The following is a 23,235-nucleotide window of genomic DNA, read 5'->3' on the forward strand; positions in this document are numbered from 1 at the left end:
ATGAAGCTTGCCCGCCCGGACGTCTTCCACCCCCGCATTGTGCTGGCCGGATGTCGGCGCCACCCCGACGATGCCGGCCTGGTATCCGCGTTACGAACGCGGGGCCTGCACGCTCGCTGGCTGGAGTGGGATGACCCGGAAACCGTCGCCGCCGACCTCGTGATCCTGCGCGAAACCGTGGACGCCGACCGGCGCGACGAGTTCCTCGCCTGGACCCGCCGCGTCAAGAACCTGCTGAATCCGCCCGCGGTGGTCGCCTGGAATCTCGATGCGCGGTACTTGGATGACATCGCGAAAGCCGGTGTGCCAACGCTGCCGGGCGCGCCGGCACAGTCGGTGTTGATCTTCTTCGGTGGGCAACAGTCCCACGCTTGGCCGGTCGAGCCGGAGTTCGAGACATGGGACCTCGGTGACGCGGCGATCGCGGCGGCGGCCGCACACGCCGATATCCGCACCAGCGAACTGCTCTACGCGCGCGTCGATGTCAGCGACGGACGGGTGACCGCACTCGATGTGGTGGCGCCGTCGCTGGGCTGGGAACAGCTGGACGCCGGGGCACGCGAGCTGGCCCAGCGCGCGTTCGCCCTGGCCGTGGAATCAGCCTGCGAGCGGCTCGGGCTCGGCCCGTTCTCGCATCGAGGCCCATAGCGCCGCGGTCGCGGCGGTGCACGCCGCGGCACCCGCGACGTGGATGGCGACCAGGGTGGCGGGGACGCCGGTGAAGTACTGCGTGGTGCCGACGGCCGCCTGTAAGCACACCAGCCCGAGCAGCACCCCCAGCCGCAGCAGGATCGGCCGCGCCGCGCGGATCGCCAGCAGCCCGAAGCCCAGCCCGACCAACAGCGCGAGATAGGCGACCAAGAGCGAGGAATGCATATGCACCAGCGTGGTGACCTCGACTTTCAGCCGCGGCACGGTCCGGCTGGGACTGCGGTCTCCCGCATGCGGCCCGGCCGCGGTGACCAGCGTGCCGGTGATCAGCAGCACCGCCAGGTTCACCCCGGTCAGCGCCGTGAGCAGGCGCAGCGGCCTGGCCACCCGCTCGCGCACGACGCCGTCGTCCGGCTCGCCGATCTTGACGTAGAGCAGCACCGACAGCCACACCATCGACATCGACACGAGCAGATGGATGGCTACCGTCCACCACAGCAGCCCGGTGCGCACGGTGATGCCGCCGATCACGGCCTGCACCACCGTCGACACCGGCATCAGCCAGGCGTAGATCAGCACCTCGAGCCGCCGGCGGGCCCGGTATACCGCCAGCACAGCCAGCGCCGCGGTGACCACGACCGCGAGGCTCAACAGCCGGTTGCCGAACTCGACGGCCTGATGCACTTGCGGCACCTCGGCGACCGCGACCGGGACGAAACTGCCCGGGAAACACTGCGGCCAGGTGGGGCAACCCAGTCCCGACGCGGTGACCCGAACGATTGAACCGGTGACCGCTATGCCGCCCTGAGAAACGACCACGGCGGCGGCGATGATCCGCTGGACCCGCAGGCTGGGGTCGGGGAGCAGGTCCACCAACCGCATCAGCACTCGTCTTACCACCGCCCGATCGTAAGCCAATGAAAACTACAAAATGTAGTAGGGCTGCCGGCGCCGAGGCGGTAAATCGCAGGCCTGCCTCGGCGTGTCGGCTGCGTGGTGGCGGTGTCGGGGGCGGCCCAAGGGCCACCGCTCAGGTGAACCGGAACCAGCGCAGCGCGCCCAGCGCGGCGACCGCGCCCCACACGGCCAGGACGACGACGCCGAACCAGTCGACCGACAGTGTCATCGCCTGCGACAGCGCCTCGGTCAGCGCGCCGGACGGGGTGAGCCGGGCCGCCCATTTGACCGCGGTCGGGATCATGTTCGTCTCGAGGGTGAGTGCGCCCAGCCCGGCGAAGACGAACCACATCAAGTTGGCGACCGCGAGGACGATCTCGGCGCGCAGCGTGCCACCGAGCAGCAGGCCGAGTGCGGTGAAGGCGGCGGTGCCCAGCGCGATGACGGCCGCGCCCAGCACAAGAGCCAGCGGTGCGGGCCGCCAGCCCAGCGCAAAACCGATGGCGCCCAGGATGATTGCCTGCAGAAACACGACGGTGATCACGGCCAGGGATTTGCCGGCGATAATGCCCCAGACCGGAAGTGGAGTGGCCCCAAGCCGTTTCAAAGCCCCATACCTGCGGTCGAACGCGATCGCGATCGCCTGCCCGGTGAATGCCGTCGAAATCAGAGCCAGCGCCATGATGGCCGGCACGAACGCCGCGGCGCGGTTGTGGCCGAATGAGCCGAACGGCAGCAGCGTCAGCCCGACCAGCAGCGTGATCGGGATGAACATCGTCAGCAGCAGCTGTTCTCCGTTGCGCAGCAACAGCTTCAGCTCCAGCCCGAACTGGGCGGCCAGCATTTTCGGCACGGCGCTGGGACGCGGATCGGGGGTGAAGGTTCCGGGCGGAAACGCCGGGGTGTTGGTGTCGGTCACGATCGTAACTTCCTGCCGGTGAGCTCCAGGAACACATCTTCGAGACTGCGTTGCTCTACCCGCATATCGGTTGCCAGCACATCGATTTGGGCGCACCACGCCGTCACGGTCGCCAGCACCTGCGGGTCGACCGGGCCCTCGACCAGGTACTCGCCCGGGGTCACCTCGGTGGTCTTGTAGTCCTCCGGCAGCGCAGAAGCCAACAGCGACAAGTCGAGTCGCGGCGGCGCGGTGAACCGCACCTGGTCTTTCGCGCCGGAGCGCATCAGCTCCGCCGGCGTGCCTTCGGCGACCGTCGCCCCCCGGTCGATGATCACGATCCGGTCGGCGAGCTCCTCGGCCTCCTTGAGCTGGTGCGTGGTCAGCACCACCGTCACGCCGTCGCGGCGCAACGCGTCGATCAGTTCCCACACCAAGAGCCGGGCATGCGCGTCCATGCCGGCGGTGGGCTCGTCGAGGAACACCAGTTCCGGACGGCCGACCAGCGCGCAGGCCAGCGCGAGCCGTTGCTGCTGTCCGCCCGAGAGTCGCCGGTACGTGGTGCGGGCGGCATCGGTGAGGCCCAGGGTCGCCAGCAGCCACTGCGGGTCCAGCGGGTCGGCGGCGTAAGAAGCCACCAGGTCCAGCATTTCGCCGGCGCGCGCGGCCGGGTACCCGCCGCCGCCCTGCAGCATCACCCCGATACGCGCGCGCAACCTGGTGTTGTCGGCGACCGGGTCCAGGCCCAGCACCTCGATCGTGCCGGCGTCGGGGCGGACGAAGCCCTCACACATCTCGACCGTGGTCGTCTTGCCGGCGCCGTTGGGCCCCAGCAGGGCCAGCACCTCCGCGGCGCGCACTTCGAGATCGAGATTGGCGACGGCGGTCGTCGAGCCGTAGTGCTTACTCACCCCGCGCAGCCGCACCACTGTTTCGGGGGCTTGGGGGTCTAGGGGACCCGAACTCACGTCGAGTCAGCGTAGGCGTCGGGTGCCGACTCGGAGCGAGGGGTGGCGCGCGCGGTCTCGACGGTCGCGGGGGGCTGGGCGCCGGGCGGCCCCTCGCCGTTGTCGATCGGCGCGGACTGCAGCGGCCGCCACGGCAGGCGGGTGTACGTCAGCGCGACCAGCACGGCCATCACCGCCGCGCTGGCCAGCGTGGCATCCAGGATCTGGAACAGCGCAAAGCGGTCGCCGTTGGCGGTCGGTCCGAAGATCCCGACGACGAGCGTGATCACGATGACCGTCTCGCGGAAGCCGGTGCGCGTCGCCCAGCAGGCCAGCGGAATGATCGCCCACAGCAGGTACCAGGGCTGCACGACGGGAAACAGCAGCACGCAGATGCCCAGCGCGACGCCCAGGCCGCCGATCGGGTGCAGCCGGCCGCGGAACACCGCGAACAGCAACCAGCTGACCAGCACCATGATGATCAGCACGCCGATAAAACGGGTCAGAGCCAGCACGGCAGTGGTGTGATCGCCCAGGCCCAGCAGAATTCCGACCTGCCCGGTGGCCAGGGCCAGCAGCGTTGGTGGCGACATCCAGCTGCGCACGACGTTGGCGGTGCCCAGCGTGAACATCCAGCCGAATCCGAGCCCGCTGGCCCAGCCCACCAGGCCCATCACCGCCAGCGACAGCGACCCGATCCCGCCGCCGGCCAGCAGCAGCGCGCGCAGGGTGCCGCCCCAGCGGTGAGCCAGCGCCATCGTGACGAATCCCAGCGCCAACAGCGAGGGCAGCTTCACCTGCGAGGACAGCGTGATCAGGATGGACCCTGCCAGCAACATGCCCAGCGGCTCCCAGTCGGGGCCCAACCGTCGCCACGAGACGGGCCGCAGTTGTGGCGCATCGATACCGCGCAGCGCGTACTCGGCGCCGGCCAGCATCAACCCGAGCATCAGCGCTTCGTTGTGGATGCCGGCGACCAGATGCATCAGCAACAGCGGATTGGCCACGCCCAGCCACAGCGCGCTGACCTCGGCGACGCCGCAACGCCGGGCCAGCCGCGGTACGGCCCACACGATCATCGCCACACCGGCCAGCACCACCAACCGGTGGCAGAGCACCGCGGCGACGATGTTCTCGCCGGTCAGCGCCGAGATGCCGCGCCCGATCCACAGGAACAACGGCCCGTAGGGGGCCGGCGTCTCGCGCCACACGCTGGGCACCGACAGGGTGAACACATGGCCGAGACCTAGCCCGGACGCGGGACCGACCTGGTAGGGGTCGAGGCCCTCCAGCGAGATCTGGCTCTGGGCCAGGTAGGAGTAGACATCCTTGCTGTACATCGGCGGCGCGATCAGCAGCGGCAGCATCCACAGCACCAGGGTGCGATCCAGGTCGCCGCGCGACATCTGCCGCTTGCCCAGCGCGAATCGGCCCAGCATCAGCCAGGCCAGCGCCATCATGACCGCCCCGACCGTGGTCATCGTCAACGACACCGTCTGGATGCGGGACGGCAGGTTCAGCAGCCGCACGCCGAACGTGGGGTCCTGGACGACGGGACGGGCGCCGGCGCCCAGGGCGCCGATCCCCATCAGGACCGTTCCGGTGGCGCCGAACAGGCGGGTGCGCCGAAGTGCGGTGAGTTCGGTCTCATTAAGCGGTGAGCCCACGGGCTTCTCGTCGCCGTGCAACGCGGCGATCGAGGAGCTCAGCGAGTGGTGGCGCTCTGCCATCAGTGCAGCGTAGCGGCATGTCGCGAAGCCGCCGCCCGGTGCTCACCGCGCGATCGGGACGACCCGCCACTGAGGGCAGCCTTGCTAGACCGATTTCCGGAATTGCGTCACACTGGTGTGGTGAAAATCCGGACCGCTGAGGAAGCCCAGGGAGCCGGCGTCGTGCCTGCAACCGGTGCCGCGGCTCCGACCATCATGCCGGACGGTCACACCCGCCGCGCCATCGTGCGGCTGCTGCTGGAATCCGGGTCGATCACCGTCAGCGAGATCTGTGACCGGCTGGGTCTGGCGGCCGCCGGCGTGCGGCGTCACCTGGACGCGCTGATCGACGCGGGCGACGCGGAATCGGCGGCTGCCGCGGCATGGCAGCAGGCCGGACGCGGGCGCCCCGCGAAGCGTTTCCGGTTGACGGCGGCCGGCCGGGCCAAGCTCGACCACTCCTACGACGACCTGGCGGTCGCGGCCATGCGCCAACTGCGCGAGATCGGTGGACAGGGTGCGCTGCAGACGTTCGCCCGGCGCCGTATCGACACGATCCTGGCCGACGTCGAGCCCGCCGGCAGTGCCGACGACGCCGCCGTCGAGGCCGCCGCCGAGCGGGTGGCCGGTGCGCTGACGAAGGCCGGCTACGTCGCCACCACGACCCGGGTGGGCCCGCCGCTGCACGGCGTGCAGATCTGCCAGCACCACTGCCCGGTATCGCATGTCGCCGAGGAATTCCCGGAATTGTGCGAGGCCGAGCGGGAAGCCATGGCCGAAGTTCTCGGCACTCACGTGCAGCGGTTGGCGACGATCGTCAACGGCGATTGCGCCTGTACCACCCATGTACCGCTCGCACCGGTTGCGAGCAACACCGCAAGCAAGACCTAGCATCATGCGGCGCCCAGCCCGCGCCCGCACCAACACCAAAGGAGCGTCCGAATGACTCTCACGCCAGAGGCAACCACGCCGTCGGTTACCGGAGCGCCTCCAGCACCCCTGACCCAGGAGCAGGCGATCGCATCCCTGGGCAAGTACGGCTACGGCTGGTCGGATTCCGACGTGGCGGGCGCCAGCGCGCAGCGCGGGCTTTCTGAGGCGGTCGTCCGGGACATCTCGGCGAAGAAGAGCGAGCCCGAGTGGATGCTGCAGATCCGGCTGAAGGCGTTGCGGACCTTCGACAAGAAGCCGATGCCGAACTGGGGTTCCAACCTCGAGGGCATCCACTTCGACAACATCAAGTACTTCGTGCGCTCCAGCGAGAAGCAGGCCGCGACCTGGGACGATCTGCCCGCCGACATCAAGAACACCTACGACAGGCTGGGCATCCCGGAAGCCGAGAAGCAGCGACTGGTCTCCGGTGTCGCCGCCCAGTACGAGTCAGAGGTGGTCTACCACTCCATCCGTGAGGATCTGGAGAAGCTGGGCGTCATCTTCCTCGACACCGACAGCGGTCTGCGGGAACACCCGGAGATCTTCAAGCAGTACTTCGGCAGCGTGATCCCCGCCGGCGACAACAAGTTCTCCGCGCTCAATACCGCTGTCTGGTCGGGCGGTTCGTTCATCTACGTGCCGCCGGGCGTGCACGTCGACATCCCGCTGCAGGCCTACTTCCGGATCAACACCGAGAACATGGGCCAGTTCGAGCGCACCCTGATCATCGTCGACGAGGGTGCCTTCGTGCACTACGTCGAGGGCTGTACCGCGCCGATCTACAAGAGCGACTCGCTGCACTCCGCGGTGGTCGAGATCATCGTGAAGCCCGGTGGCCGTTGCCGGTACACGACGATCCAGAACTGGTCGAACAACGTGTACAACCTGGTCACCAAGCGTGCCCGCGCCGAAGCCGGCGCCACGATGGAGTGGGTCGACGGCAACATCGGGTCCAAGGTGACGATGAAGTACCCGGCGGTCTGGATGACCGGCGAATACGCCAAGGGCGAGGTGCTCTCGGTGGCGTTCGCCGGCGAGGGTCAGCACCAGGACACCGGCGCCAAGATGCTGCACCTGGCGCCCAACACGTCGAGCAACATCGTCTCCAAGTCGGTGGCACGCGGCGGTGGCCGCGCGTCCTACCGCGGCCTGGTGCAGGTGAACAAGGGCGCCCACGGATCGCGCTCCAGCGTGAAATGCGATGCGCTGCTTGTCGATACGATCAGCCGCAGCGACACCTACCCGTACGTCGACATCCGTGAGGACGACGTGACGATGGGTCACGAGGCCACCGTGTCCAAGGTCAGCGAGGACCAGCTCTTCTACCTGATGAGCCGCGGCATGACCGAGGACGAGGCGATGGCGATGGTCGTGCGCGGCTTCGTCGAGCCGATCGCCAAGGAACTGCCGATGGAGTACGCGCTGGAGCTCAACCGGCTGATCGAGCTGCAGATGGAAGGTGCGGTCGGTTAGTGACGAATGTGACTGAAGCGGTTGAGGGTTCGGCCCTCACCGCTGCCAATAAGGGTGGGCTGTTCGCGTCCTTCGACGTGGACGCCTTCGAGGTTCCGCACGGTCGCGACGAGCTCTGGCGGTTCACCCCGCTGCGACGGTTGCGCGGACTGCACGACGGCTCGGCCGTCGCCAACGGCAAGGCCGACATCAGTGTCGGCGAACAGCCCGGCGTACAGACCGAAATCGTGCGCCGCGGCGACGAGCGTCTTGGCCAGGGCGGTGTCCCCGCCGATCGTGTTGCGGCCCAAGCGTTCTCGTCGTTCAACTCCGCGACGGTGGTGACCGTCGCGCGTGACACCGAGGTCGCCAAGCCGATCGAAATCGCGATCACCGGGCCCGGCGAGGGCGCGGTCGCCTACGGGCATCTGCAGATCCGCGTCGAAGAACTCGCCCGCGCGATCTTCGTCATCGACCTGCGCGGCAGCGGGACCTACGCCGACAACGTCGAGATCATCGTCGGCGACGCGGCAGCCGTCAGGGTGATCTGGATCGCCGACTGGGCCGACGACATGGTGCACGTCAGCGCCCATCACGCACGGCTGGGCAAGGATTCGGTGCTCGGCCACGTCAACGTGACGCTCGGGGGCGATCTGGTGCGTACGTCGACGACGGTGCGATTCACCGCGCCCGGCGGCGACGCCCAGCTGCTCGGTACCTACTTCGCCGACGACGGTCAGCACTTCGAATCGCGGTTGCTCGTCGACCACGCGCAGCCCAACTGCCGCTCGGACGTGTTGTACAAGGGTGCGCTGCAAGGCGATCCGGACTCCGCGCGGCCCGACGCCCACACGGTCTGGATCGGCGATGTGCTGATCAGGGCCGAGGCCACCGGCACCGACACGTATGAGGCGAACCGCAATCTGGTGCTCACCGACGGCGCCCGCGCCGATTCGGTACCCAACCTCGAGATCGAGACGGGCGAGATCGTCGGCGCCGGACATGCAAGTGCCACCGGAAGATTCGACGACGAGCAGGTGTTTTATCTGCGGGCCCGCGGTATCCCGGAGGACCAGGCCCGCCGGCTGATTGTGCGCGGCTTCTTCGCCGAGATCATCCAGAAGATCGCCGTGGCCGCCGTGCGCGAACGGCTGACCGAGGCCATCGAACACGAACTTGAGTTAACCGAAGGAACCAAGAACTGATGACCACGCTCGAAATCAAGGACTTGCACGTCAGCGTCTCGCCTGCCAATAAGGTCGAGGCCATCCCGATCCTCAAAGGCGTTGACCTCACCGTGAAGTCGGGGGAGACGCACGCGCTGATGGGCCCGAACGGGTCCGGCAAGTCCACCCTGTCCTATGCGATCGCCGGGCACCCGAAGTACGAGGTGACCTCGGGTTCGATCACGCTGGATGGCGAGGACGTGCTGGCGATGAGCGTCGACGAGCGGGCGCGGGCCGGCCTGTTCCTGGCCATGCAGTACCCGATCGAGGTGCCCGGGGTGTCGATGTCGAACTTCCTGCGCACCGCGGCCGCGGCCGTACGCGGTGAGGCGCCGAAGCTGCGGCACTGGGTCAAGGAAGTCAAGGGCGCGATGGACGATCTGGGCATCGACCCGGCGTTCTCCGAACGCAGTGTGAACGAAGGCTTTTCCGGTGGTGAGAAGAAGCGCCACGAGATCCTGCAGCTGTCGTTGCTCAAGCCCAAGATCGCGATCCTCGACGAGACCGACTCCGGACTCGACGTCGATGCGCTGCGGGTGGTCAGCGAGGGCGTGAACCGCTACGCCGAGGCCGGCTGGGACGATGGCACCGGCCAGCCGGTGCGCGGCGGCGTGCTGTTGATCACGCACTACACCCGGATCCTGCGCTACATCCAGCCGCAGTTCGTGCACGTGTTCGTCGGCGGCCGTATCGTCGAGGCCGGCGGCCCCGAACTGGCCGACGAGCTCGAAGAGCATGGCTACGAGCGCTTCTCCCCCGCAAGCGGGAGGGACCCCCACCAAGCGGCCTTCACGGGGGCGTAACGATGACGGCCTCCGTGAATCTGGACCTCGCGGCGATCCGTGCTGATTTCCCGATCCTCAAGCGCATCATGCGCGGGGGAAAACAGTTGGCGTATTTGGATTCCGGTGCCACGTCGCAGCGGCCGTTACAGGTGCTGGACGCCGAGCGGGAGTTCCTGCTGACCTCCAACGGCGCGGTGCACCGCGGTGCGCACCAGCTGATGGAGGAGGCCACCGACGCCTACGAGCAGGGCCGGGCCGATATCGCGGCATTCGTCGGCGCCGAGACCGACGAGCTGGTCTTCACCAAGAATGCCACCGAATCGCTGAACCTGGTGTCATATGTGCTGGGCGACAAGCGCTTCGACCGGGCCGTCGGTGAGGGTGACGTCATCGTCATCACCGAGCTCGAACATCACGCCAACCTGGTCCCGTGGCAGGAGCTGTCCCGGCGGACCGGGGCTACGCTGCGCTGGTACGGCCTGACCGACGACGGGCGTATCGATCTGGACTCGCTGGAACTCGACGAGCGTGTCAAACTCGTTGCTTTCAGCCATCATTCGAACGTGACCGGAGCGGTCGCGCCGGTGCAGGAGCTCGTTGCCCGGGCCAAGGCCGTCGGCGCGCTGACGGTGCTGGATGCCTGCCAGTCGGTGCCGCACCAGCCCGTCGACTTCCATGCCCTCGACGTCGACTTCGGTGCCTTCTCGGGTCACAAGATGCTGGGCCCCAACGGAATCGGAGTTCTTTACGCTCGCCGCGAGTTGCTCGAGGCGCTGCCGCCGTTTATCACCGGTGGTTCGATGATCGAGACGGTCACGATGGAAGCCACCACGTATGCCGCGCCCCCGCAGCGGTTCGAAGCCGGTACCCCGATGACGTCCCAGGTGGTGGGGCTGGGCACGGCGGCGCGCTACCTGAGCCAGCTCGGTATGGACGCGGTGCAAGCCCACGAGAACGAGCTGGTGGCCGCGGCCCTCGATGGTCTGTCCGGTATCGGCGCGGTGCGCATCATCGGACCGACGTCGATGGAAAACCGTGGCTCACCAGTCTCTTTCGTCGTCGACGGGGTGCACGCGCATGACGTCGGGCAGGTGCTCGACGACGAGGGTGTCGCGGTGCGGGTCGGCCATCATTGCGCGTTGCCGCTGCACCGGCGGTTCGGGGTGGCCGCCACGGCGCGGGCGTCGTTCGCGGTGTACAACACCGCCGACGAGGTCGACCGGCTGGTGGCCGGCGTGCGCCGGTCCATCGATTTCTTCGGCGGAGTGTGAGCCGTGCGTCTGGAGCAGATGTATCAGGACGTGATCCTCGATCACTACAAACACCCGCAGCATCGCGGGCTGCGCGAGCCGTTCGGCGCGCAGGTGTCTCACGTGAACCCGATCTGCGGCGACGAGGTCACGCTGCGGGTGGCGTTGTCCGACGACGGCCAGACCGTCACCGATGTTTCCTATGACGGGCAGGGCTGTTCGATCAGCCAGGCAGCCACCTCGGTGCTGACCCAGCAGGTCATCGGACAGAGCGTGGGGGAGGCGCTGAAGACCATCACCGCGTTCACCGAAATGGTGTCGTCGCGGGGAACGGTCGAAGGCGACGAGGACGTGCTGGGCGACGGCATCGCCTTCGCCGGAGTTGCCAAGTACCCGGCCCGGGTGAAATGTGCTCTGCTGGGCTGGATGGCATGCAAAGACGCACTGGCCCAAGCCAGCCATGCTTTCGAGGAGGACCAACGATGAGCGAAACCACCGCACCCGACCAGGAATTCATCGCCGACCTCGAGGAGGCGATGCGCGACGTCGTCGACCCCGAACTCGGGATCAACGTCGTCGACCTGGGACTGGTCTACGGCCTCAACGTCGAACAGGGCGACGAGGGCAAGGTCGCGACCATTGACATGACGCTGACGTCGGCGGCCTGCCCGCTGACCGATGTGATCGAAGACCAGTCGCGCAGCGCCCTGGTCGGCAGCGGTCTGGTCAACGACATCCGGATCAACTGGGTGTGGAACCCGCCGTGGGGCCCGGACAAGATCACCGAGGACGGACGCGAGCAGTTGCGCGCCCTCGGCTTCACCGTTTAGCTGCGGTGACCCGCGGGCTTTTTGCCTCCACATTTGCCGTCGTGGGCGGGACGCAGGTCGATGCTCGTCGCTTGTAGCGTGCCGCTGCCGTCCTGAGTCCCTTGCGCCGTCATGCATTTGCCTTGCGCGATGGCCTGGGTGTCGGCACCGGCCTGCTTGTTGTATCGCGTCTGGTCGGTGACCGTGACCGGCGTCTGCGAGCTGGCGCCGCCGGAATCGGTGCTCGTGACGGTGATGGTGTTACCGGCGACGGACGTGACGGTGCCCCGCAGCGGGGCGTGCTTGGCGGGCGCGCCGGATGGCGCGGGAGTTGTCGAGTCGCCGGGCGCGGCCGGCTTGCCGGGCGGGCACTTCCCGTCGACGGCGGGGCTCACCCGCACCGACGCCGCGGTGATCGGCTGGCCGGGCTGGGATTCCTGGTGGGCGGGCCGCACAGTGACGCAACTGCCGGCGGTGACGTCGCCGAGCGCGGCCGGGGTCACCTCGGTGACTTTGGTCGACGGCGTGAAAGCGACGGCGGCATTGCCCTTTTCCTGGGTGACCTGGGCCGTGTTTCCTGACACCGACGCGATCAGTCCACGCACCCGAGCCTGGCCGGCGGCCGGCGGCGTCGTCGTGGGTGCCGTCGCCGATGGCGACGCGGAACTTGTGGTGCTGGCTGAGGTGGCCGGTCTGGACGTGTTCGACGAACCGCACGCCACGACGGATGCCGCGGTGACTCCGGTGACCGCGAGCAAGGCGAACCGGGCGAGCCGAGACGGGTGAGAGCTGGCAGGCAACAACGTTTCTCCAATCGTCGGGTTGGTCCCAACGACGGGTCTACCGGATCCAGCTGTGCCCGAGCTATGAGTTCACGCCGCCAAGGTGTAGGGCGCGGTTGGCCCCCCACGAATTGGGGTATGCCCGGCTCAGCCCATCTCGATGTGGGTGTCGGTTTCTGGGGGGATGAGTGATCGGCGATGGTCGGCTGGCTGGACGACTTGCAGCGACGGAACCGCAGCGTGAGCGTGGCCGTCGCGGCCATCTACAAATATCTCGATGATCAAGGCGGCTATCTGGCCGCGCTGATCACCTACTACGGCTTCGTGTCGATGTTTCCGATGCTGTTGTTGTTGACCACCGGGCTGGGTGTGGTGCTTGCCGGCCATCCCGACCTGCAGGAGCAGGTGCTGCACAGCGCCTTGAGCCAGTTCCCGGTGATCGGCAGCCAGCTGCATCAGCCCGCAGGGCTCAGCGGGGGGACGGTCGCCGTGGTGGTCGGGATCCTGGGGGCGCTCTACGGCGGGCTCGGCGTCGGCCAAGCCGTGCAGAACGCCATGGACTCGGTGTGGGCCGTGCCGAAAAACAAGCGTCCCAACCCGATTCGGGCCCGCGTGCGCAGCTTCGGATTGCTGTTCGTGCTCGGCTCGGCGGTGATCGCGGCGACGGTGCTGTCCGGGATCGCCCGGACGACTCAGGAATTGGGCATCTTCGGAAAGATCGGTGTCACACTCACCGCCGTGGCGATCAACGCCCTGATCTGCCTGGTGGCCTTCAAGATGACCACCACAAAGGAACTCACCTACCGGCAGGTGCTGCCGGGAGCCGTTGCAGCAGCACTCATTTGGCAGATACTGCAGTGGTTCGGCGCCGGCTACATCCAGCACACGGTCAAGACGGCCAGCGCCACCAACAGTGTCTTCGCCTTGGTGCTGGGGTTGCTTGCCTTCCTGTATCTGGTGTCGACGACGCTGGTGCTGTGCGCCGAGATGAACGTCGTCCTGGTCGAGCAGCTGTACCCGCGCGCATTGCTCAGCGCATTCAGCGACGAGGCCGAACTCACGCCGGCCGATCGGCGGATTTACGCCAAGCGGGCGAAAGCCGAACGCGTCAAACGGCTCGAGCGGGTGATCGTCAGGTTCAACGACGTCAACAGGCCCGTGACGCCGTAGCCGCGCTCGCTCAGAACGCGTCTTCGGAAATACGCATGACGTCGTCGTCGATGGATTCGATGACGCGGCGCAGCGAGGTCAGTTTCGGCAGCATGTTCTTACCGAAGAACGCCGACGTCGCGATCTTGCCCCGATAGAACGCCACGTCCTTGTCGGCGGGGTTGTCGGCCAGCGCCGCGTGCGCGACCCCGGCCTGCACCAGCAGTCGCCAGCCGATCAGCAGGTCGCCGACCGCGAGCAGATAGCGCACCGAACCGAGCCCCACCTTGTAAATCTCGGTCGGGTGCTGCGTCGCGGACATCAGGTAACCGGTCAACGCGCCGGTCATCGCGGTGACCTCGTCGAGGGCGGTTTGCACCGCCTGCGCTTGCGGTTTCAGCTCCTCGTCACAGTTGTCGATGGTGTTGGTGATCTGAGCGGTGACAAACTGCAGCGCCGCGCCGTGGTCGCGAACGATCTTGCGGAAGAAGAAGTCCAGGGCCTGGATCGCGGTGGTGCCCTCGTAGAGCGAATCGATCTTGGAGTCGCGGATGTACTGCTCCATCGGGTAGTCCTGCAGGAAGCCCGAGCCGCCCAGCGTCTGCAACGACTCCGTCAGGACTTCGTACGCGCGCTCGGAACTCACGCCCTTGACGATGGGCAGCAGCAGATCGTCGACGCGGTGCGCCATCTCGTGGTCGGCGCCCGAAACCTGTTGTGCGAGAGCATCATCCTGATGCGCTGCGGCATACATGTAGAGCGCTCGCAGTCCTTCGGCGTAAGCCTTCTGGGTCATCAGGCTGCGCCGCACGTCGGGGTGGTGCATGATCGTGACCCGCGGTGCGGTCTTGTCGGTCATCTGGGTCAGATCGGCGCCCTGCACCCGCTCCTTGGCGTAGGCCAGTGCGTTGAGGTAGCCGGTGGACAGCGTGCCGGCGGCTTTGACGCCGATGGTCATGCGCGCGTGTTCGATCACCGTGAACATCTGCGCGATCCCGTTGTGTACGCCGCCGACCAGATAACCCACGGCCGGCACATCCGTGGCGCCGAACGTCATCTCGCAGGTGGGGGAGGACTTGATGCCCATCTTGTGTTCGAGCCCCGTCACGAAAACCCCGTTGCGCGGGCCGAGTTCGAACGTGTCGGGGTCGAACAAATAGTTCGGCACGTAGAACAGGCTCAGCCCCTTGGTGCCCGGGCCGGCACCCTCCGGGCGGGCCAGCACGAGGTGCCAGACGTTGTCGGCGGTGTCGCCGACGTCGCCTCCGGAAATGAACCGCTTAACACCCTCGATGTGCCAGGTGCCGTCGGGTTGCTCGATGGCCTTGCTGCGGCCCGCTCCGACGTCGGAGCCCGCATCGGGTTCGGTGAGCACCATGGTGGCCGCCCAGCCACGCTCGACACCCTCTGCCGCCCAACGCTTTTGCTGCTCGTCGCCCTCGGCGTAAAGCGCTTGCGCCATAAAGGGACCCAGGCAGAAGAAGCTCGCGGACGGGTTGGCGCAGAAGATCATCTCGTTGACCGCCCACGCCAGCGGGGGTGGCGCGGGCATGCCACCGATTCCTTCGTCCAATCCGAGGCGCCACCACTCGGCGTCCTTGATCGCCTGCACGGTCTTGGCCAACTCGGGCGCCACGCTGATCGTGTGCGCGTCGGGGTCGAACACCGGCGGGTTGCGGTCGGCGAACGCGAAGGTCTCGGCTACCGGGCCCTCGGCCAGGCGGGCGGCTTCGGACAAGATGGTCCGCACCGTGTCAGCGTCCAGCTCGCTGTACTGCCCGGCGCCGAGAACAGCGCCTACCTCGAGAACTTCGAAGATGTTGAACTCGAGATCACGGACGTTAGCGATGTAGTGGCCCAAGACATCTCCCTCGACTGGTCCGTCCGGCGACGGATCATCAGCCCTAAGTCTGTCCGAGCGGGGAAAACCTCCGCAACCGTAACCTCGGAGCACTCACCGTTGTCGCCCGCAACCGAAAACCCAACTGTTCATTGGGAAGATCGGCCCGCGTCACCGTCCCCGCGCAGCGGTGCGCGCCGTCGCGCTGGCCAATCGCTGCTGGCGGGAGCAGGATGGGAGCTGCGCCAATGTCGACATTCGCGCGGGAACATCCAAGCAGTACCGGGCGTTAGGCGAAATGTGACAACACAGGATCTCACTGCGGAGCAGTTCAACGCGACCATCGAAAACAACGACATCGTGCTGGTCGACTTTTGGGCTTCCTGGTGCGGGCCGTGCCGCCAATTCGGACCGACTTTCCAGGCATCGTCGGAGAAGCACCCCGACATCGTCCACGCCAAAGTCGACACCGAAGCCGAACAACAGCTCGCCGCCGCCGCTCAGATTCGGTCGATTCCGACGCTGATGGCGTTCAAGAAGGGCAAACTGCTTTTCAACCAGCCGGGGGCCCTGCCGCCCGCGGCGCTGGAAGACCTGGTGCAGCAAATCAGGGACTTCGACGTCGAGGCGGCGCAAGCAGATCAAGCCTGAACCAAGCTTGATGCAAGCCGCCGAATAGGTCTCTAGCAACGTCCGCGATACCGTTCACGGGTGAGTTTGGTACTCGTTGAACAACCGCGGCCCGGCGTGGCCTTAATCACCCTCAATCGGCCCGAGCGGATGAATTCCATGGCGTTCGACGTCATGGTGCCGCTGAAGGCGGCCCTCGAAGAGGTCACCTATGACAACTCCGTACGGGTGGTCGTGCTGACCGGGGCGGGTACGGGATTCTCCTCGGGTGCTGACCACAAGTCCGCTGGCACGGTGCCGAATGTGGACGGGCTGACCCGCCCGACATACGCGTTGCGCTCCATGGAGCTGCTGGACGACGTCATTCTGGCGCTGCGGCGGATGCACCAGCCGGTCATCGCGGCGGTCAACGGCGCGGCCATCGGCGGTGGTCTGTGCCTGTCGCTGGCCGCCGACATCCGGGTGGCCTCCACCAACGCCTATTTCCGGGCCGCGGGCATCAACAACGGTCTGACCGCGAGCGAACTGGGTTTGTCCTACCTGTTGCCCAGGGCCATCGGCGCGTCGCGGGCGTTCGAGATCATGCTTACCGGTCGCGACGTGACCGCCGAGGAGGCCGAGCGCATCGGGCTGGTGTCCTGCCAGGTGCCCGAGGGCCAGTTGCTGGACACGTGCTACGCGATCGCCGCGCGGATCGCCGCGTTCTCCCGGCCCGGAGTCGAGTTGACCAAGCGCACACTGTGGAGTGGACTGGACGCCGGTAGCCTGGAAGGGCACATGCAAGCCGAAGGCTTGGGACAGCTTTTCGTCCGCCTGCTCACCGCGAACTTCGAGGAAGCGGTTACTGCGCGCGCAGAGCGGCGGCCCCCGGTATTCACCGACGAGAAATAACGTGCCCAGAGGAGAGCGATCGTGATCACGGCCACGGACCTTGAGGTCCGCGCTGGTGCGCGCATCTTGCTCTCACCCGACGGCCCCGACCTCCGGATCCAGCCCGGCGACCGCATCGGGCTGGTCGGGCGCAACGGCGCGGGCAAGACCACGACCCTGCGCATCCTGGCCGGGGAAAGCGAACCGTACGCCGGATCGATCACCCGTACCGGCGAAATCGGTTACCTGCCACAGGATCCCAGAGAAGGCGATCTCGACGTGCTGGCCCGCGACCGAGTGCTGTCGGCGCGCGGACTGGACGTCCTACTCACCGATCTGGAGAAGCAGCAGGCGTTGATGGCCGAGGTCGCCGACGACGAGGCACGCGACCGCGCGATCCGGCGGTACGGCCAACTGGAGGAGCGGTTCGTCGCGTTGGGCGGCTACGGCGCCGAAAGCGAGGCCGGCCGGATTTGCGCGAGTCTCGGTCTGCCGGAACGGGTTATGACGCAGCAACTGCGCACCCTGTCCGGCGGTCAGCGCCGCCGGGTGGAGCTGGCGCGAATCTTGTTCGCCGCCTCCGACACCGGTGCGGGCTCGTCGACCACGCTGCTGCTCGACGAGCCGACCAACCACCTCGACGCGGATTCGCTTGGCTGGCTGCGGGATTTCCTGCGGTCCCACACCGGCGGCCTGGTGGTCATCAGCCACAATGTCGACTTGCTCGCCGACGTCGTTAACCGGGTGTGGTTTCTGGACGCCGTGCGCGGCGAGGTCGATGTCTACAACATGACGTGGCAGAAGTACCTCGATGCCCGGGCCACGGATGAGCAGCGTCGCCGCCGCGAGCGCGCGAATGCGGAACGTAAGGCCACCGCGCTGCGTTCGCAGGCCGCCAAGCTCGGTGCGAAAGCCACCAAAGCCGTTGCGGCCCAGAACATGTTGCGGCGTGCCGATCGGATGATGGCGTCCCTGGACGAGGAACGGGTTGCCGACCGGGTGGCCCGGATCAAGTTTCCGACCCCGGCCGCGTGCGGGCGCACCCCGCTGGTGGCCAAGGGGCTGAGCAAGTCCTACGGATCCCTCGAGGTGTTCACCGGGGTCGACCTGGCGATCGACCGGGGCTCCCGGGTGGTGGTGCTCGGGCTCAACGGTGCGGGCAAGACGACGCTGCTGCGCCTGCTCGCCGGCGCCGAGACGCCCGACACCGGAGGGCTAGAACCTGGACACGGTTTGCGCATGGGCTATTTCGCGCAGGAGCACGACACCATCGACAACGACGCGACCGTGTGGGAGAACATCCGGCACGCCGCACCCGAGACGGGCGATCAGGACCTGCGCGGGCTGCTCGGCGCGTTCATGTTCAGCGGTCCGCAGCTCGACCAGCCGGCGGGCACCTTGTCCGGCGGTGAGAAGACGCGACTCGCGCTGGCCGGTCTCGTCGCATCCACGGCCAACGTCCTGCTGCTCGACGAACCGACCAACAACCTGGATCCGGCGTCGCGGGAACAGGTGCTCGACGCGCTGCGCAGCTATCAGGGCGCGGTGGTGTTGGTAACCCACGATCCTGGAGCGGCCGAAGCCTTGGACCCGCAACGCGTTGTCTTGCTGCCCGACGGCACCGAGGACTTCTGGTCCGAGGAATACCGGGATCTGATCGAGCTCGCCTGAGCCTGGTAAGTCGCTGCACGCGAATTCGGCGAAATCGACCCGCATACGACAACGGGTTCTTACTCTTGGTGCTTGGGTCTGAGTTTCAAGCGTGGAGGGGTCAGTGTCTAAGTCTAAAGAGATGCGCACCGAGGTGTTGGACGAGTTGCGCACCGCCTACGAGAGTGGGGCGAGCATTCGGACGCTCGTTGCCAATACCGGCAGGTCATACGGGTCGATTCACAGCATGTTGCGCGAGTCGGGTACCACGATGCGCAGCCGGGGCGGGCCCAACCACACGGCTCGGCACCGCTAGGTCTCTGGGGCATCGCCCTTACCAACGTCACTGCTAGCGACACCGCAGTGCCGTTTGCCTAGGCCTGCTGAGGCCCAGAGTCGTTGCGGCGCACTGAGTTCTCCACCAGGTCGAGGACGGCGGCCAGTCGCCCCGGGTCTTCGCCGGAGGCCAGCCGGGCCACCAATCCGTCCAGGACCAGTTCGAGGTAGCACTTCAACACGTCACCGGGTACGTCATCGCGCACCCGTTGTGCCTGCTGCTGCCGTTGCAGTCGATCGTGTGTCGCGGCCGCCAGTTCCGCGGAACGCTCCGACCATCCGCGGCTGAACGCGGGGTCGTTGCGCAGCTTGCGTGCGATCTCCAACCGGGTGGCCAGCCAGTCGAACTGCTCGGGGGCAGCGAGCATGTCGCGCATCACCTGGATGAGACCCTCGCGCGACGCGACGTCGGCCATCCGCTCGGCGTCCTCGTGCGCGAGCGCGAAAAACAGTGCGTCCTTGTCCCGGAAGTGGTGGAAGATCGCGCCACGCGACATCCCGATCGCCTGCTCCAGCCGCCGAACCGTGGCCCTGTCATAGCCGTGTTCGGCAAAGCAACGACGAGCACCGTCAAGGATCTGGCGGCGGCGAGCCGCCAGATGGTCCTCGCTGACTTTGGGCACGGTCGGCCGACTCAGGTCTTCGGGTGTCGAGCCGCTGCGCCCGGCTGTGGCTTCTTGTGGCGACCCGCTGCGCCCGGCTGCGGCTTCTTGTGGCGACCCGCTGCGCCCGGCTGCGGCCTCTTGTGGCGACCCGCTGCGCCCGGCTGCGCCGGGCTTGCGATCGCCACGGCCGCGCTTGCGATCGCCACTAGCCGGACTTGAGCATGTTGCGCAGCACGTACTGCAAGATGCCGCCGTTGCGGTAGTAGTCGGCCTCACCGGGGGTATCGATGCGCACCACGGCGTCGAATTCGATGTCGTCGCTGGAGTCCTTGGCGGCCTTGACGTGCACCGTCTTCGGCGTCTTGCCGTCGTTGAGCGCGTCGATCCCGGTGATCTCGAAGACCTCGGTGCCGTCTAGCCCGAGCTCTTGGGCCGTCTTGCCCTCGGGAAACTGCAGTGGGATGACGCCCATGCCGATCAGGTTGGAGCGGTGGATGCGCTCGAACGACTCGGCGATCACCGCCCGCACGCCCAGCAGCCGTGTTCCCTTGGCGGCCCAGTCTCGCGACGAGCCCGACCCGTACTCCTTGCCGCCCAGCACCACCAGCGGAATGTTTTCTGCCGCATAGTTTTGCGCCGCGTCGTAGATGAAAGCCTGCGGAGCGCCGTCCTGGGTGAAGTCGCGGGTGTATCCGCCGGACACGTCGTCGAGCAGCAAATTGCGCAGCCGGATGTTCGCGAACGTGCCGCGGATCATCACCTCATGGTTGCCGCGCCGCGACCCGAAGGAGTTGTAGTCCTTGCGGTCCACGCCGTGCTGGTCGAGGTACTGCGCCGCCGGAGTGCCCGGCTTGATGCTGCTGGCGGGGGAGATGTGGTCGGTGGTCACCGAATCACCCAGCAGCGCCAGCACCCGGGCGCCGGTGATGTCGCCGACCGGCTCGGGCTCGGCGGGCATGCCCTCGAAGTACGGAGGCTTGCGCACATACGTCGAATCTGGGTTCCACTCAAAGGTATTGCCGCTCGGGGTGGGCAGGTTGCGCCACCGTTCGTCGCCCTTGAACACGTCGCCGTAGTTCTTGGTGAACATCTCGGAGTTGATCGCCGAGGCGATGGTGTCGGAGACGTCTTTCTGCGACGGCCAGATGTCCTTGAGGAAGACGTCGTTGCCCTCTTTATCTTGCCCCAGCGGCTGCTGATCGAAGTCGAAGTCCATGGTCCCGGCCAGCGCGTAGGCCACCACCAGCGGCGGTGAAGCCAGGTAGTTCATCTTCACGTCCGGGTTGATGCGGCCTTCGAAGTTCCGGTTGCCCGACAGCACCGCGGTCACCGAAAGGTCGTTGTCGTTAATGGCTTTCGAGATCTCTTCGGGCAGCGGGCCGGAGTTACCGATACACGTGGTGCACCCGTAGCCGACCAGATAGAAGCCGAGCTTCTCCAGGTACGGCCACAGGCCGGCCTTGTTGTAGTAGTCGTTGACGACCTGAGAACCGGGGGCCATTGTGGTCTTCACCCACGGCTTGGAAGTCAGACCCTTCTCGACCGCGTTGCGGGCCAACAGCGCTGCGCCCAGCATCACCTCCGGGTTGGAGGTGTTCGTGCACGACGTGACCGCGGCGATCACCACCGCGCCGTGGTCGAGCACGAATTCGCCACGTTCGTCGGAGCGCACCGTCACCGGGTTGCTGGGGCGGCCCTTGGATTGCGCTGCGGCCGAATGCACCTGGGGAACGTCGTCGGCATGTCCGTTCGACACCGCGCCCGGATCGCTGGCCGGGAAAGTCTCCTCGACTGCCTCGTCCAGTTTCGAGTAGCCCTGCTGGCCGTCCTCGTCGCCGTCGACGTAGCTGAGGATCTGCTCGCGGAAGGTTGCCTTGGCGTGCGACAACGGGATTCGGTCCTGCGGGCGCTTGGGACCGGCGATCGACGGCACCACCGTGGAGAGGTCGAGCTCGAGGTACTCCGAGAACGCCGGCTCATGCGTCGGGTCGTGCCACATGCCCTGCTCTTTGGCGTAGGCCTCCACCAGTGCCAGTTGCTCGTCGTTGCGGCCGGTGAACTTCAGGTAGGAGATGGTCTCCTCGTCGATCGGGAAAATCGCTGCGGTGGAACCGAATTCGGGACTCATGTTGCCGAGCGTGGCGCGGTTGGCCAACGGCACTTCCGAAACGCCCTTGCCGTAGAACTCGACGAACTTGCCGACCACGCCGTGCTTACGCAACATCTCGGTGACGGTGAGCACGACATCGGTGGCGGTGACGCCCGGCTGAATCCCGCCGGTCAGCTTGAAACCAACGACGCGTGGGATCAGCATCGACACGGGCTGGCCCAACATCGCGGCCTCGGCCTCGATGCCACCGACGCCCCAGCCGAGCACGCCGAGGCCGTTGACCATTGTGGTGTGCGAGTCGGTACCGACGCAGGTGTCGGGGTACGCCACGCCGTCGCGTTCCATCACCACGCTGGCCAGATATTCGATGTTGACCTGGTGCACGATGCCGGTGCCCGGCGGGACGACCTTGAAGTCGTCGAAAGCGCCCTGCCCCCAGCGCAAGAACTGGTAACGCTCCCCGTTGCGTTCGTACTCGATCTCGACGTTGCGCTCGAAGGCGTCGGCGGTGCCGAACAGGTCCGCGATCACCGAGTGGTCGATCACCAGGTCGGCCGGCGCCAGCGGGTTGACCTTCTCCGCCTTGCCGCCCAGGTCGCCGATCGCCTCCCGCATCGTGGCCAGGTCGACGATGCACGGCACACCGGTGAAGTCCTGCATGACCACGCGTGCGGGGGTGTATTGAATCTCAATGCTGGGCTCCGCGTTGGGATCCCAATTCGCGATCGCCTCGATGTGGTCCTTGGTGATGTTGGCGCCGTCTTCGTTGCGCAGCAGGTTTTCGGCAAGAACCTTCAGGCTGTAGGGGAGTTTCTCGGTATTGGGTACTGCGTCGAGACGGTAGATCTGGTAACTCTTGTCGGCGACCTTCAGGGTGTCGCGAGCTCCGAACGAGTTCACAGATTCTTTGCTGGTCACATCAACTCCCTGGGATTAAGTTCTTCCGCCGACGGGCCGTGCCGGCGATGCCTTGCCAACTTTAACAGTACGCTTGTCCTGCAATACAGCGGCACACCAATTTTCAGTCTTGTCGGCCAGGGGCCGGGTTGAAACCCCTTTTCCCTACTGTTCGCGTACGGTGCCTGTAGCACTTGGGCTGTTCAGTGGGAGGAGGCACACAGTGACCGCGCAAGGTTCGTTCGAGCAACTACCGCAGACCACCTTCTTGTTGCAGCCGGTACTGCCTGCCTACATTCCGCAAGACGTCGACGTGTCGGCCATCAAGGCGCAGGTCGCCGCGTCCGGGGTCAGTGCGCCACCGGACGTCATGCCGGCTCTGCTCGTCGTCGTCGACCAGGCGCATGCCGCCGGCATCAACCTGAAAATCGTGTTGCTTGACCACAACCCGCCGAACGACACGCCGCTGCGCGATATCTCCACGGTGGTCGGCGCCGACTATCACGACGCGACGGTCCTGACGCTCAGCCCGAACTTCGTCGGCACCTACAGCACCCAGTTCCCGCGCGTCACGCTCGAGGCCGGCGAAGACATCGCCAAGACCGGCAATCCGGTGGTCTCGGCGCAGCACTTTTTGCACGAGCTCGAGACCCCCGAATTCCCGTGGACCGGGCTGACTATTTTCTTGCTTGTCGGCGTGCTCGCCGCGGCCGTCGGCGCCCGCTTCCTGCAGTTGCGCGCTCGGCGGTCAGCAACCTCGGTCGACGCCGCGGCAACTTCCGACGACGAACCCGCCAAGGGCGTCTAAC

General features: G+C 66.7%; 22 protein-coding genes and 1 pseudogene. 15 read left to right on the plus strand and 8 right to left on the minus strand.

Annotated elements, in window-relative coordinates; genetic code table 11:
* Positions 1–648, plus strand: coding sequence for a hypothetical protein (locus tag SKC41_RS26035; RefSeq protein ID WP_330980555.1), 648 nt, complete (start codon positions 1–3; stop codon positions 646–648).
* Here the strand turns inward: SKC41_RS26035 and SKC41_RS26040 are convergent.
* The 4 genes from SKC41_RS26040 to mptB form a co-directional block, all read right to left on the minus strand.
* A complete protein-coding gene (locus SKC41_RS26040; RefSeq protein ID WP_442931791.1) occupies positions 598–1,569 on the minus strand; it encodes a COX15/CtaA family protein in 972 nt (323 codons plus the stop codon). The genes SKC41_RS26035 and SKC41_RS26040 overlap by 51 nt on opposite strands.
* 112 nt (positions 1,570–1,681) lie before the next feature.
* Complete coding sequence (locus SKC41_RS26045; RefSeq protein WP_330980556.1) at positions 1,682–2,467, minus strand: ABC transporter permease; 786 nt, start codon at positions 2,465–2,467, stop codon at positions 1,682–1,684.
* Positions 2,464–3,414: an ABC transporter ATP-binding protein gene (locus SKC41_RS26050; protein ID WP_330980557.1), complete on the minus strand. Its 951-nt coding sequence runs from the start codon at positions 3,412–3,414 to the stop codon at positions 2,464–2,466. Before SKC41_RS26050 ends, SKC41_RS26045 begins: the two co-directional genes overlap by 4 nt.
* Positions 3,411–5,123 (minus strand): polyprenol phosphomannose-dependent alpha 1,6 mannosyltransferase MptB, encoded by a 1,713-nt coding sequence (gene mptB, locus SKC41_RS26055; RefSeq protein ID WP_442931792.1) that lies wholly within the window; start codon positions 5,121–5,123, stop codon positions 3,411–3,413. The genes SKC41_RS26050 and mptB overlap by 4 nt, the downstream gene beginning before the upstream one ends.
* Positions 5,124–5,243: 120 nt before the next feature.
* Here mptB and SKC41_RS26060 point away from each other — a divergent pair, with 120 nt between their 5' ends.
* The 7 genes and pseudogenes from SKC41_RS26060 to SKC41_RS26090 all read left to right on the plus strand — a co-directional run bounded on the left by SKC41_RS26060 (position 5,244) and on the right by SKC41_RS26090 (position 11,578).
* Complete coding sequence (locus SKC41_RS26060) at positions 5,244–5,993, plus strand: helix-turn-helix transcriptional regulator (protein WP_442931793.1); 750 nt, start codon at positions 5,244–5,246, stop codon at positions 5,991–5,993.
* A 51-nt stretch (positions 5,994–6,044) separates the two neighbouring features.
* Positions 6,045–7,508 carry a Fe-S cluster assembly protein SufB gene (gene sufB / locus SKC41_RS26065; protein WP_330980558.1) on the plus strand — a complete coding sequence of 488 codons (1,464 nt, stop codon included), beginning with the start codon at positions 6,045–6,047 and terminating at the stop codon, positions 7,506–7,508.
* Positions 7,508–8,692: a Fe-S cluster assembly protein SufD gene (sufD, locus tag SKC41_RS26070; RefSeq protein WP_330980559.1), complete on the plus strand. Its 1,185-nt coding sequence runs from the start codon at positions 7,508–7,510 to the stop codon at positions 8,690–8,692. Before sufB ends, sufD begins: the two co-directional genes overlap by 1 nt.
* The gene (gene sufC, locus SKC41_RS26075; protein ID WP_330980560.1) at positions 8,692–9,516 is read left to right on the plus strand and encodes a Fe-S cluster assembly ATPase SufC; all 825 of its coding nucleotides are present in this window, start codon (positions 8,692–8,694) and stop codon (positions 9,514–9,516) included. The genes sufD and sufC overlap by 1 nt, the downstream gene beginning before the upstream one ends.
* A gap of 2 nt (positions 9,517–9,518) precedes the next feature.
* Positions 9,519–10,769, plus strand: coding sequence for a cysteine desulfurase (locus SKC41_RS26080; RefSeq protein ID WP_330980561.1), 1,251 nt, complete (start codon positions 9,519–9,521; stop codon positions 10,767–10,769).
* Between the two features lie 18 nt (positions 10,770–10,787).
* Positions 10,788–11,250, plus strand: a pseudogene (gene sufU, locus SKC41_RS26085) (Fe-S cluster assembly sulfur transfer protein SufU); the annotation flags it as partial.
* A complete protein-coding gene (locus SKC41_RS26090) occupies positions 11,231–11,578 on the plus strand; it encodes a metal-sulfur cluster assembly factor (protein ID WP_330980562.1) in 348 nt (115 codons plus the stop codon). The pseudogene sufU and the gene SKC41_RS26090, both read left to right, overlap by 20 nt.
* Here the strand turns inward: SKC41_RS26090 and SKC41_RS26095 are convergent.
* A complete protein-coding gene (locus SKC41_RS26095; RefSeq protein WP_442931794.1) occupies positions 11,575–12,141 on the minus strand; it encodes a DUF5666 domain-containing protein in 567 nt (188 codons plus the stop codon). The genes SKC41_RS26090 and SKC41_RS26095 overlap by 4 nt on opposite strands.
* Between SKC41_RS26095 and SKC41_RS31900 the strand changes: the two genes are divergently transcribed.
* Together SKC41_RS31900 and SKC41_RS26100 are read left to right on the plus strand one after the other, a co-directional pair.
* The gene (locus SKC41_RS31900) at positions 12,128–12,343 is read left to right on the plus strand and encodes a hypothetical protein (RefSeq protein ID WP_442931795.1); all 216 of its coding nucleotides are present in this window, start codon (positions 12,128–12,130) and stop codon (positions 12,341–12,343) included. The genes SKC41_RS26095 and SKC41_RS31900 overlap by 14 nt on opposite strands.
* 194 nt (positions 12,344–12,537) lie before the next feature.
* On the plus strand, positions 12,538–13,509 hold the full coding sequence (locus SKC41_RS26100) for a YihY/virulence factor BrkB family protein (RefSeq protein ID WP_330980564.1): 972 nt from the start codon (positions 12,538–12,540) through the stop codon (positions 13,507–13,509).
* 10 nt (positions 13,510–13,519) lie between these two features.
* On the opposite strand, the gene SKC41_RS26105 is transcribed toward SKC41_RS26100, so the two are convergent.
* Positions 13,520–15,349: an acyl-CoA dehydrogenase gene (locus SKC41_RS26105; RefSeq protein ID WP_330980565.1), complete on the minus strand. Its 1,830-nt coding sequence runs from the start codon at positions 15,347–15,349 to the stop codon at positions 13,520–13,522.
* 279 nt (positions 15,350–15,628) lie between these two features.
* Here SKC41_RS26105 and trxA point away from each other — a divergent pair, with 279 nt between their 5' ends.
* From trxA to SKC41_RS26125, 4 genes are all read left to right on the plus strand, one after another.
* Positions 15,629–15,979 (plus strand): thioredoxin, encoded by a 351-nt coding sequence (trxA, locus tag SKC41_RS26110; protein WP_085221813.1) that lies wholly within the window; start codon positions 15,629–15,631, stop codon positions 15,977–15,979.
* Between the two features lie 60 nt (positions 15,980–16,039).
* Positions 16,040–16,849 (plus strand): enoyl-CoA hydratase, encoded by an 810-nt coding sequence (locus SKC41_RS26115; protein ID WP_330980566.1) that lies wholly within the window; start codon positions 16,040–16,042, stop codon positions 16,847–16,849.
* A 21-nt stretch (positions 16,850–16,870) separates the two neighbouring features.
* Entirely contained in the window at positions 16,871–18,499 is a 1,629-nt protein-coding gene (locus tag SKC41_RS26120; RefSeq protein WP_330980567.1) for an ABC-F family ATP-binding cassette domain-containing protein, read from the plus strand.
* A gap of 121 nt (positions 18,500–18,620) precedes the next feature.
* Positions 18,621–18,794 (plus strand): helix-turn-helix domain-containing protein, encoded by a 174-nt coding sequence (locus SKC41_RS26125; RefSeq protein WP_330980626.1) that lies wholly within the window; start codon positions 18,621–18,623, stop codon positions 18,792–18,794.
* A 58-nt stretch (positions 18,795–18,852) separates the two neighbouring features.
* Here the strand turns inward: SKC41_RS26125 and SKC41_RS26130 are convergent, their stop codons facing one another.
* The gene (locus SKC41_RS26130; protein ID WP_330980568.1) at positions 18,853–19,437 is read right to left on the minus strand and encodes a TetR/AcrR family transcriptional regulator; all 585 of its coding nucleotides are present in this window, start codon (positions 19,435–19,437) and stop codon (positions 18,853–18,855) included.
* Between the two features lie 187 nt (positions 19,438–19,624).
* Positions 19,625–22,447, minus strand: coding sequence for an aconitate hydratase (locus SKC41_RS26135; protein WP_330980569.1), 2,823 nt, complete (start codon positions 22,445–22,447; stop codon positions 19,625–19,627).
* Positions 22,448–22,694: 247 nt separating this feature from the next.
* Between SKC41_RS26135 and SKC41_RS26140 the strand changes: the two genes are divergently transcribed.
* On the plus strand, positions 22,695–23,234 hold the full coding sequence (locus tag SKC41_RS26140) for an Rv1476 family membrane protein (protein WP_330980627.1): 540 nt from the start codon (positions 22,695–22,697) through the stop codon (positions 23,232–23,234).
* The last annotated feature ends 1 nt before the right edge of the window (position 23,235 follow it).

The sequence above is a fragment of the Mycobacterium sp. 050128 genome (assembly GCF_036409155.1).
Classification (GTDB): Bacteria; Actinomycetota; Actinomycetes; order Mycobacteriales; family Mycobacteriaceae; genus Mycobacterium.

Excerpts from the sequence above, each read along its gene's own strand:
- SKC41_RS26080 (WP_330980561.1), top strand. The coding sequence starts at position 9,519 with ATGACGGCCTCCGTGAATCTGGACCTCGCGGCGATCCGTGCTGATTTC.
- mptB (WP_442931792.1), bottom strand. The coding sequence starts at position 5,123 with ATGGCAGAGCGCCACCACTCGCTGAGCTCCTCGATCGCCGCGTTGCAC.
- SKC41_RS26035 (WP_330980555.1), top strand. The coding sequence starts at position 1 with ATGAAGCTTGCCCGCCCGGACGTCTTCCACCCCCGCATTGTGCTGGCC.
- sufB (WP_330980558.1), top strand. The coding sequence starts at position 6,045 with ATGACTCTCACGCCAGAGGCAACCACGCCGTCGGTTACCGGAGCGCCT.
- sufC (WP_330980560.1), top strand. The coding sequence starts at position 8,692 with ATGACCACGCTCGAAATCAAGGACTTGCACGTCAGCGTCTCGCCTGCC.
- SKC41_RS26125 (WP_330980626.1), top strand. The coding sequence starts at position 18,621 with ATGCGCACCGAGGTGTTGGACGAGTTGCGCACCGCCTACGAGAGTGGG.
- SKC41_RS26090 (WP_330980562.1), top strand. The coding sequence starts at position 11,231 with ATGAGCGAAACCACCGCACCCGACCAGGAATTCATCGCCGACCTCGAG.
- SKC41_RS26100 (WP_330980564.1), top strand. The coding sequence starts at position 12,538 with ATGGTCGGCTGGCTGGACGACTTGCAGCGACGGAACCGCAGCGTGAGC.